We start from the raw sequence: 10790 nt of genomic DNA on the forward strand, positions 1-10790 counted from the left end.
ATATGCTATAAAGCAAACTTTTTGACATAAAAGCTAGGAATTAAATATTATTTAGTTACTTTTGCAAAAACGACTGAATAAAACAGTAAACAAAGAAAAACAATGAATGTTGCAATCATAAAATATAATGCTGGAAATATTTTCTCAGTGGATTATGCTTTAAAGCGTATCGGAGTCACACCTGTCATAACATCCGACAAGGAAACGTTGCTTAAAGCTGACAAAGTGATATTTCCAGGTGTAGGTGAGGCTGAAACAACAATGAAATATCTGAAAGAACAGAATTTGGATATATTGATAAAGGACTTAAAGCAGCCGGTTTTAGGGATATGCTTGGGTATGCAGCTTATGTGTAAATATTCCGAAGAAGGAAATACAGAATGCCTCGGAATTTTTGATACAGATGTAAAGAGATTCTGTCCGCAAAGACACATTGACAAAGTGCCACACATGGGATGGAATACTATCGAGAATGCCGTAAGTCCTCTGTTTAAAGGATTCGAGAAGGATGAGTATGTTTATTTCGTACACAGCTACTATGTTCCTCTGAACGATTTCACAGCCGCACGTACCAACTACATTCTTCCTTACAGTTCTGCGTTGCACAAAGACAACTTCTATGCCACACAGTTCCACCCTGAAAAGAGTGGAAAAACGGGAGAAAGAATCTTGAGAAATTTCTTAGAACTATAAACACATAATTATATTATGATAGAAATAATTCCTGCCATAGACATTATAGACGGAAAATGTGTCCGACTCTCAAAAGGAGACTATGACTCAAAAAAGATTTACAATGAGAATCCTGTTGAAGTAGCTAAAGAATTTGAAGCATACGGCATCAGACGTCTGCATGTAGTCGATCTTGACGGAGCCAAATCTCATCATATCGTAAATTATAGAATATTGGAGCAACTGGCCGGAAGGACTTCGCTTATTATCGATTTCGGTGGAGGAATAAAATCGGATGAAGACCTTATTATAGCTTTCGACAACGGGGCACAGATGGTTACCGTGGGAAGTATAGCGGTCAAGAATCCTCAACTGTTCGAAAAATGGCTGAACAAATACGGTCACGAACAGATAATCCTGGGAGCCGACGTAAAAGACAACAAAATAGCTATTAACGGCTGGAAAGAAGAAAGCGACATTATGCTTGAAGATTTTCTGAACGATTATACAGCCAAAGGAGTATCAAAAGTTCTTTGTACAGACATAAGCAAGGACGGAATGCTGGAAGGACCGTCAATAGAACTTTACAAAAACATAATGGCAAACCATCCGGATATGCATCTGATAGCCAGTGGAGGAGTAAGCTGTCTGGATGATATTTACAGGCTGGATGATGCCGGTATCCCTGCAGTAGTATTCGGGAAAGCTATATATGAAGGTAAAATCAAACTAAAGGACTTGTCCGATTTATCAAACTCTGACAAACAAGACTGATTATGCTTGCAAAAAGAATTATACCATGCCTTGACATAAAAGACGGACAGACTGTAAAAGGCACAAACTTCGTAAACTTACGTCAAGCCGGCGATCCGGTCGAACTTGGAAAGGCTTACAGCGAACAGGGAGCCGACGAGCTTGTTTATCTTGATATTACGGCAAGCCATGAAGGAAGAAAAACATTCACAGATCTTGTGAAGCGAATAGCCGCACATATTAATATTCCATTCACAGTAGGTGGAGGAATAAACGAGCTGAAAGATGTTGATAGACTGCTTAATGCCGGAGCAGATAAGGTGTCTATAAACTCTGCAGCCATAAGGAATCCGATGCTTGTTGACGAAATTGCAAAACACTTCGGTTCCCAAGTGTGCGTGGTAGCCATTGACGCCAGACAGACTGCCACCGGCTGGAAATGCTATCTTAACGGCGGAAGAGTGGAAACCGAAAGATACCTGTACGAATGGGCAAAGGAGGTCAATGACCGTGGTGCGGGTGAAATACTGTTCACCAGTATGGACCATGACGGAGTGAAAACAGGATATGCCAACGAAGCATTGGCACATCTGAGTGAGACACTGGACATACCTGTAATAGCCTCAGGCGGTGCCGGAAAGATGGAGCATTTCAGAGACGCATTTACTTTGGGTAAGGCGGACGCCGCACTCGCAGCAAGCGTGTTCCATTTTGGAGAGATACCTATTATGAAACTGAAAGAGTATCTTCACGAAGAAGGTATTTCCGTAAGACTTTAAATACACATACATATTAACCGAAAAAAGATTATAAAATTATGGAATTGAATTTTGACAAAATGAACGGACTGGTTCCGGCCATCATACAAGACAACTACACCCAGAAAGTACTTATGCTGGGATTCATGAACGAAGAGGCATATCAGAAAACTGTAGAAACAGGCAAGGTAACTTTCTTCAGCCGCACAAAGAACATACTCTGGACCAAAGGCGAAGAAAGCGGAAACTTTCTGAATGTGGTTTCTATAAAGGCCGACTGCGACAACGACACTCTCCTCATAATGGTAAATCCTGTGGGCCCTGTCTGCCACCTTGGTACAGACACTTGCTGGGGCGACAAGAACGAGCAGGACATTATGTTCCTTAAAGAGCTTCAGGACTTCATCTGCAAACGTCACGAAGAAATGCCGGAGAAATCATACACTACAAGTCTCTTCCAGTCGGGAGTGAACAAAATGGCGCAGAAAGTGGGCGAAGAAGCCGTTGAAACCATAATCGAAGCATGCAACGGCACTGACGAAAGACTTATTTATGAAGGAGCGGACCTCATCTATCACCTTATAGTGTTGCTGACTTCGAAAGGCTACCGTATAGAAGATCTGGCCCGAGAACTGAAGGAACGCCACAGTGAAACCTGGAAAAAACATTAATCGATGAGCGAAGGACCACTTATATCATACAGCAATGTAAGCATCTGGCAACAGGAACAGGAGATTCTGGAAAATATCAGTTTCAGCATCAATCCCGGAGAGTTTGTCTATCTGATAGGTAAGGTAGGAAGCGGAAAATCCACGTTTCTGAAATCCATATATGGCGAACTTGACATAAAGGACGGCAATGCAACAGTGCTGGGTTATGATATGAAAAGCATAAAAAGAAAACATATCCCTGCACTAAGAAGAAGAATAGGTATAGTCTTTCAGGACTTCCAGCTACTCACAGACCGCACGGTAAAGGAAAATCTGGAATTTGTGCTGAAAGCGACCGGCTGGAAAAACAATAACGACATCCAGACCAGAATAACAGAAGTTCTTACACAAGTCGGAATGGAAACCAAAGGATACAAGATGCCTAACGAACTGTCCGGAGGCGAACAACAGCGAATTGTGATAGCCAGAGCCATCCTGAACAAACCGGAACTTATCCTGGCAGACGAACCGACAGGTAATCTTGATGTGGAAACCGGTCATCGTATTGTTGAACTCCTCAGGGAAATATGTTCTCAAGGCTCGGCGATAATAATGACCACTCACAATATAAACTTGCTTTCTGAATACCCCGGCAAAGTATATAAATGTGAGTCGCACAAGCTAGAAGAGCAGCAGAATTCATAAAAAAATCAAACATGAACGTAAAATCGGCATAAAAACAAAAAGAAATTGATTATTATTGCTATTTTTGCATTCTGATATTTAATTATTAACAATCCATTAAAATTCGAAACGTAAAATGAAGGTTTTAAAGTTTGGAGGAACATCAGTAGGCTCTGCTCAGAGAATGAAAGATGTTGCCAAATTGATTTCTGACGGCGAGCAGAAAATAGTAGTACTCTCCGCAATGTCGGGTACAACTAACACATTAGTTGAAATTTCGGATTATCTGTACAAGAAAAATCCTGAAGGTGCGAATGAAATCATCAATAAGCTGGAAGCAAAATATAAACAGCATATAGATGAACTTTATTCTACCGAAGAATATAAACAGAAGACATTGGAATTCGTAAAGTCAGTATTTGACTATATACGTTCATATACAAAAGACATTTTCACTTTGTTCGAAGAAAAAGTTATCCTGGCTCAGGGAGAAATCATTTCTACAAACATGGTGACAAACTACCTTTGCGAACAAGGAATCAACGCAGTTCTTCTGCCAGCATTGGAATATATGCGTACTGACAAGAACAGCGAACCTGACCTGACTTACATCCGTGAGAAACTGGCTCTCCAACTTGAAGCAAATCCTGGATATGAAATCTATATCACTCAGGGTTACATCTGCCGCAACGCTTACGGCGAGATAGACAACCTGCAGAGAGGCGGTAGCGACTACACAGCATCTCTTATCGGTGCGGCTGTCAACGCTTCTGAAATACAGATATGGACAGATATCGACGGTATGCACGACAATGACCCTCGTATCGTTGAGAAGACTTCTCCTGTACGTCAGTTACACTTCGAAGAAGCTGCAGAACTGGCTTACTTCGGCGCAAAGATTCTTCACCCTACATGCGTACAGCCTGCAAAATATGCAAATATCCCGGTAAGACTGCTCAACACTATGGAGCCAAGCGCACCTGGTACTCTTATCTCTAACGAAACAGAGAAAGGCAAGATCAAGGCAGTGGCAGCAAAAGACAATATAACTGCTATCAAAATCAAGTCAAGCCGTATGCTGCTTACTCACGGATTCCTCCGCAAGGTATTCGAAATATTCGAAAGCTACCAGACTGCCATCGATATGGTTTGTACTTCAGAAGTTGGCGTATCGATGTCTATCGACAATACAAAACACCTCAACGAAATTGTTGACGACCTGAAGAAATACGGTACAGTTACTGTTGACCAGGATATGTGTATCGTATGTGTGGTAGGTGACCTGGAATGGGAAAACGTAGGTTTCGAGTCAAAAGCCCTTCAGGCAATGAAAGAAGTTCCTGTCCGTATGATTTCTTACGGAGGAAGCAACTACAACATTTCTTTCCTTATCCGTGAAGAAGACAAGAAACGCGCACTGCAGTCTCTGAGCGATGTTTTATTCAACAATAAATAAACATCTGTAATATAAAGGCGAATGGCTGTGGATTGAGATATCCAGACCATTCGCTTTTTTTGTAAAAAAAACAGCTACAAACGAAAATCAAAAAAACAGAACACTTTATGAAAGGTACATTCCCTATCGGAAAATTCCGCGAAATGGAAACTCCATTCTATTATTATGATGCAAATCTGCTTCGCGAAACTCTTCAGACTATAAAGGATGAAAGTGGCAAATACAATAAATTCTGCGTTCACTATGCAGTTAAGGCTAATGCTAACCCTAAAGTTCTCAGCATTATCCGCGAAAGCGGACTTGGCGCCGACTGTGTAAGTGGCGGCGAAATCAAAGCGGCTATCAAAGCTGGATTTCCTCCAAGCAAGATAGTATATGCAGGAGTAGGTAAAACAGACTGGGAAATCAATCTCGGACTGGACTACGATATTTTCTGCTTCAATGTAGAGTCTGTTCCTGAACTTGAAGTAATAAACGAACTTGCAGCTGCCAAAGGTAAGATTGCGAGAGTGGCTTTCCGTATCAATCCTGATGTAGGCGCACATACACATGCAAATATCACTACAGGTCTGGCAGAAAACAAGTTCGGTATCAGCATGAACGATATGGACTATGTCATCGACCGTGCTCTGGCGATGAATAATGTGAAGTTCGTAGGACTTCATTTCCACATCGGTTCTCAGATTCTTGATATGGGCGACTTCGTTGCACTCTGCAACAGAGTGAACGAACTTCAGGAAAAACTGTTCGCTCGCCAGATTATCGTTGAGCACATCAACGTAGGTGGCGGATTAGGTATAGACTATGCTCATCCTAACCGTCAGCCGATACCTGATTTTGCAGAATACTTCAAGACATACCACAAGCATTTGCGCCTTCGTCCGCAGCAGACACTGCATTTCGAGTTGGGACGCGCGGTAGTCGGACAGTGCGGTAGCCTCATCACAAAGGTTACATACGTTAAACAGGGAACAAACAAACAGTTTGCAATCGTTGATGCTGGTATGACAGACCTTATCCGTCCGGCTCTGTATCAGGCATATCACAAAATAGAAAACATCACCTCAGAAGAAGCTGTAGAGGCATACGATGTAGTAGGTCCTATATGCGAGTCATCTGACGTTTTCGGAAAGGCCATCGACCTTAACAAGACTAAGAGAGGCGACCTCATAGCACTTCGCTCGGCAGGTGCATACGGTGAAATAATGGCATCGGCATACAACTGCAGAACACTTCCGCAAGGATATACATCCGACGAACTTATTTAAAGAAACAAAAACGCACACGCAAAGGCTCCTTCATGGCTAAATAAAAACCATCGAAGGAGCTTTTTTTCTGAAATTTTGAACTACTTTTGCATGACTTTTCAGAAAACAAAATAAGATATGATAAACATAGACTATAATTCGGCTATTCTATTTTTGCAGATATTCTGCGGACTGATGTTTCTAATCCAGCTATATTACTTTCTTTTTCCATACAGCAGAATGTTTAAATGCAGTAAACAGCAAAACAATTTACCGGAAAATGACAATTGTCCCCCACTCTCTGTAATTATAGTTACAAATGATTCGGCAACCATGCTTAAAGAGAACCTTCCGTCAATCCTAGAACAGGATTATCCGGAGTTCGAAGTGATAGTGGTAAACGATGAATCATCTGTCGAAGATGAGAATGTACTGAAAATACTTGGAAACCATTACCACCACCTATACCGCACATTCATTCCTAAATCCGCAAGATACATAAGCAGGAAGAAACTTGGAGTGGCAATGGGTATCAAGGCCAGCAAATATGACTGGATTGTTGTGACAGAGCCTTACTGCAAACCTGAAAGCAAAGACTGGCTGAGAAGCATGGCAAGAAACTTCGTTCCGGGAACAGACATTGTACTGGGATACTGCAATTACAACATACACAAAGGAATATTTGCCAAAAGAATAATCTCCGACATGCTGATGGTTTCAATGCGTTTCCTTGGTAGGGCTATAGGAGGAAAGCCATACATGGGAATAGGACGAAACATGGCCTACCGTAAAGATGTATACCTAAGCCATAAAGGTTTCCACAACCAGTTACCTTTGCTACGCGGAGATGATGACTTACTTATAAACGAGATTTCAAACGGAAAAAATACAAAAGTATGTCTTTCATCAAACAGCATAATGAGAATGCCTCTGCCTAAAACAAGAAAGCAATGGGAAGAAGAAAAAATTGGATATGAAGTGACAGGCAGCCATTATAAAGGGCACGCAAGAGTCATAAACGCTATTGAAACATGGTCTTCATTACTATTCAGCATCTCGGCATTAGCTTTGTTAACAACAAGCATATTCTATAGAGAATGGATCTTTACAATTTCAGCATTGACATTATGGATATTAAAGGAAATCACAGTCATGGAAATATTCACAAAAACGGCAAAGGCTATGGGAGAAAAGGTTTACTCATATCTGTTTGTATATGACATCATGCGTCCGCTATACAGTCTGAGCCTGAAAATAAGATATATTACCCGCCACAAGAGTGACTATATGAGAAAATAGTCACACACGGATTACATTATTTGTTGAACAACTCGAACGTAAACTTACATCCCACAGAGGTAAACTTTCCACGTTCATTCCCGATGAACACACCGGCATCAAATACATGTGTACCTATACCATATCCAATTTCGAAATAAGGATTAAGGTGTGGCATGAACAATATTCCGGCATATATTCTTTCCTTCTGCACGAAGGAAAGAAGTTTGCTGACAGGATAAAGCAGTATGAAAGGCGATTCGTAAGTCATATTTCCTCGTACATAATGGCTTGACGCGTTATACCATCTTCCGTCGAGCATCTGAAATGTCCCTCCAATGTCATCATTCCAGCCCTGAGGAAGATTCCTGTTTGCAAAGTTTACATAATCCACAAAATACATATCCTCCTGATTAAGAAAGAATCCGCATCCCACATGGTATGCTATATGATGAATGTCCCTGACCTTGATAATCTGTTCCGCAGACAATTCCAGACGCTCATACTCACCTGAACTTTTAAAGACTTTAATGCCACGTTCATAGTCAGCAATAAAAGTTGGATAAAACGAACCCACATTAACCTTTCGGTTTCCATTCATATAATAATACATTCCCGGAGTCCACTCAATTCTCACACGCGGAGCGAAGCTGTTATACCGGGAGCGCACTCTTGAATCCAGTTCAGGAGTACTCTTCGTATATCTCCAATGCATGGAAAGACCTGTCCAAAGATTCAATCCGTTTATAATTTCTATGTTATGCGACAGATTTACATATATATCCTTGAAATAATCCAGATCGAGCCCATCAAAAGAGAATGTACTGTCCGGCATAGCCGCAAGCTGGTCAAGCACAACACTACTGTAAATTCTGTTACCGTTTCCCACGTGCAACTCCCAGGCACCATGTTTCCTTGGATTATAAACATACTCAATGTCCGCCTTGGCATACAGTTCCTTCTTCGTAAAATTGAAACCTATCTGCGGAGCTATTCTCAACAGACGCCCGTCATAAAACAATTTGTTGTATTTATAAACTTGCCTGTAGGATATACCATTGCGATGACTGTAACTAAGCAACAGCGGATTGATAATAGGCGAACAGTTAATGCTTCCCACCTTGGGCAAGTCTATATCGTACGAGTTTATCAAAGCATCACCCACCTGTCCCAGAAAGACCTGGCTTTTCGGTCTTTTCAGGTTCTCAATAGAATCTTTTACCCATTTCTGTCTGTCCAGCATCTTACGGTCCATCTTATCCTTGTAGAGCAACTCTTCTTCGTAAGTGAGCGGAAAAGGTCTTAATTTCGAGAACGAATCAATATCGGTTACCAACCTGCTGGTGTCACAAGTCAGTGTATATGAACTCGACAAATTATATTTACTTCTGTCCTTCTTTAAATATATTACTTCCCCTAGTTCCGTAAACTTCACCTCTTTATAATCCAACCATCCAAAATATCTCATTTGCAAATGATTACGAAGGAATCTGAAATTCATATCCAAGTCCATATAGCAAGGGAGATACTTTGTTTGAGGTGTATTCCCCATATATGCCTTAATCCTGAAATCAATCAAATCATAAACTCCTTCAAAATCAAAACTATGTACAGACCAATCATCAGCATATAGCCACATATATCCATCCACCAGTTTTGTACTCTTATACTTGGGTTTTACATATATTTTATAACAAGGTTTATTATCTATTACCAACAAACTGTCAAGAATATATTTGTAGTGAACTTTAGACTGACTATTAAGCGGTGACAGCACTTTATCACCCATCAGCGATGATGAGTAGACATTGAATTTCATATAGTCCATAATGTCAAACACCTGCCCCTTTTGACTTCTGAAGGTAGAAACCATCGCTTTTATCTTTCTGTCATAAATAGCCGGCGCTGTATATTGCAATTCACTTAAAGACTCATGCATATAGTGCTTTATGCTATCCTCCAGTTTGAACATAGACGGTATATACTTGATAATCCTATTTCTGTTATGCACCGTAACTGTACCTTTAAGATACAGATTTGCTCTATACGACTTTACTTCGTTAGAATAAATAGATGCCGATGAATACATTTTATTAAGAATGGAATCAGGAACAACGCAGTCTTTGGGAATCAGCGAAATAATATTCTCTGATTGCCCAATCAGCGGCATCATGCAAAAAACAACTAAAAGCAGATGCAATAGTTTAAATCTTCCATATTTGAATATATACGACATATCAGAAACAAAAATACACAAAACCTATTGAAAGCATTATTTTTTAATTGCAAAAAAACAGTTTTTTAATTTTTTATTCTTACCTTTGTGCTATATAACACTTTTTTATAACATCTATGGTAAAAAAAGAATTATCTGAAACTGAGATTGCCGAAAGTATTCCCGATTTATGGCAACCATTAACAGACGCTCAAAAAGATTATTTAGCGCAGAACTTTACAATTCAAAAGTACAAGAAAAACGAAACAATTTATTGTGAAGGGGAAACACCTAAGCACTTAATGTGCCTGCTTAAAGGAAAAGTAAAAATCTATAAAGACGGGGTCGGCGGAAGAAGCCAGATAATAAGAGTAATAAAAGATAAAGAATATTTTGCTTATAGAGCATATTTTGCCAACGAAAACTTTGTTACAGCCGCAGCCGCATTTGAGCCATGCACTATATGTCTTATCCCGATGACATGTATAGTAAAACTACTGGAAGAGAATGCACAGCTTGGTTTGTTCTTCATCCGTCAACTCTCTATAGATTTGGGTATCTCAGACGAAAGAACCGTCAGTCTCACCCAAAAGCATATCCGCGGACGTCTGGCAGAATCTCTGTTGTTCCTCAAAGATACATACGGATTGGAAGAGGATGAATGCACACTAAGCATTTATCTTTCGCGCGAAGATTTGGCAAACCTGTCGAACATGACAACATCGAATGCCATACGCACACTCTCAAATTTTGCCTCTGAAAAACTGATAATAATAGACGGAAGAAAAATCAAACTTATAGACGAAGAAAAGCTCAAGAAAATAAGTAAGATAGGTTGATATTGCCAAAGATGATATAAAAAACGAAATGTCCGATACAAGGGAATTTCCCCGGTATCGGACATTTCGTTTTATTCCTTTACATAGTTTACCGTACGTTCTGAAAATTTTTTATTACTGTCCGCTAAAGACGTGAATTCCCTCCCAACTTGCTGAAATAGATAAGTTGGGAGTTATTTTCATATCAGACAAGCCCCTCTTATGAGCTTATTACCTCCTTAGGTGGTGGTTCTGCTGC

At 40.3% G+C, this 10790-nt stretch carries 10 protein-coding genes; 9 read left to right on the top strand and 1 reads right to left on the bottom strand.

Going from position 1 to position 10790, the window contains the following annotated elements:
* The first annotated feature begins 102 nt into the window (after positions 1-102).
* The 8 genes from hisH to I6E24_RS13550 all read left to right on the top strand — a co-directional run bounded on the left by hisH (position 103) and on the right by I6E24_RS13550 (position 7519).
* Positions 103-693, top strand: a complete 591-nt coding sequence (gene hisH, locus I6E24_RS13515; RefSeq protein WP_235329065.1) for an imidazole glycerol phosphate synthase subunit HisH — start codon at positions 103-105, stop codon at positions 691-693.
* Between the two features lie 15 nt (positions 694-708).
* Positions 709-1446, top strand: a complete 738-nt coding sequence (hisA, locus tag I6E24_RS13520; protein WP_235329067.1) for a 1-(5-phosphoribosyl)-5-[(5-phosphoribosylamino)methylideneamino]imidazole-4-carboxamide isomerase — start codon at positions 709-711, stop codon at positions 1444-1446.
* Between the two features lie 2 nt (positions 1447-1448).
* Positions 1449-2204 (top strand): imidazole glycerol phosphate synthase subunit HisF, encoded by a 756-nt coding sequence (gene hisF / locus I6E24_RS13525; RefSeq protein WP_235329068.1) that lies wholly within the window; start codon positions 1449-1451, stop codon positions 2202-2204.
* A 38-nt stretch (positions 2205-2242) separates the two neighbouring features.
* Positions 2243-2854: a bifunctional phosphoribosyl-AMP cyclohydrolase/phosphoribosyl-ATP diphosphatase HisIE gene (gene hisIE / locus I6E24_RS13530; protein WP_235329069.1), complete on the top strand. Its 612-nt coding sequence runs from the start codon at positions 2243-2245 to the stop codon at positions 2852-2854.
* 3 nt (positions 2855-2857) lie between these two features.
* A complete protein-coding gene (locus I6E24_RS13535; RefSeq protein WP_235329070.1) occupies positions 2858-3538 on the top strand; it encodes a cell division ATP-binding protein FtsE in 681 nt (226 codons plus the stop codon).
* A 115-nt stretch (positions 3539-3653) separates the two neighbouring features.
* The gene (locus tag I6E24_RS13540) at positions 3654-4973 is read left to right on the top strand and encodes an aspartate kinase (protein ID WP_204507957.1); all 1320 of its coding nucleotides are present in this window, start codon (positions 3654-3656) and stop codon (positions 4971-4973) included.
* A 107-nt stretch (positions 4974-5080) separates the two neighbouring features.
* On the top strand, positions 5081-6241 hold the full coding sequence (gene lysA, locus I6E24_RS13545; protein WP_204507958.1) for a diaminopimelate decarboxylase: 1161 nt from the start codon (positions 5081-5083) through the stop codon (positions 6239-6241).
* A 174-nt stretch (positions 6242-6415) separates the two neighbouring features.
* On the top strand, positions 6416-7519 hold the full coding sequence (locus tag I6E24_RS13550; RefSeq protein WP_262911935.1) for a glycosyltransferase: 1104 nt from the start codon (positions 6416-6418) through the stop codon (positions 7517-7519).
* Between the two features lie 16 nt (positions 7520-7535).
* Here I6E24_RS13550 and I6E24_RS13555 read toward each other — a convergent pair whose 3' ends face one another.
* Complete coding sequence (locus I6E24_RS13555) at positions 7536-9671, bottom strand: DUF5686 family protein (protein WP_235329072.1); 2136 nt, start codon at positions 9669-9671, stop codon at positions 7536-7538.
* Positions 9672-9850: 179 nt separating this feature from the next.
* Between I6E24_RS13555 and I6E24_RS13560 the strand changes: the two genes are divergently transcribed.
* Entirely contained in the window at positions 9851-10552 is a 702-nt protein-coding gene (locus tag I6E24_RS13560; RefSeq protein WP_204507961.1) for a Crp/Fnr family transcriptional regulator, read from the top strand.
* Positions 10553-10790 lie beyond the last annotated feature (238 nt).

Source organism: Bacteroides caecigallinarum (genome assembly GCF_021530995.1).
GTDB lineage: Bacteria > Bacteroidota > Bacteroidia > Bacteroidales > Bacteroidaceae > Phocaeicola > Phocaeicola faecigallinarum.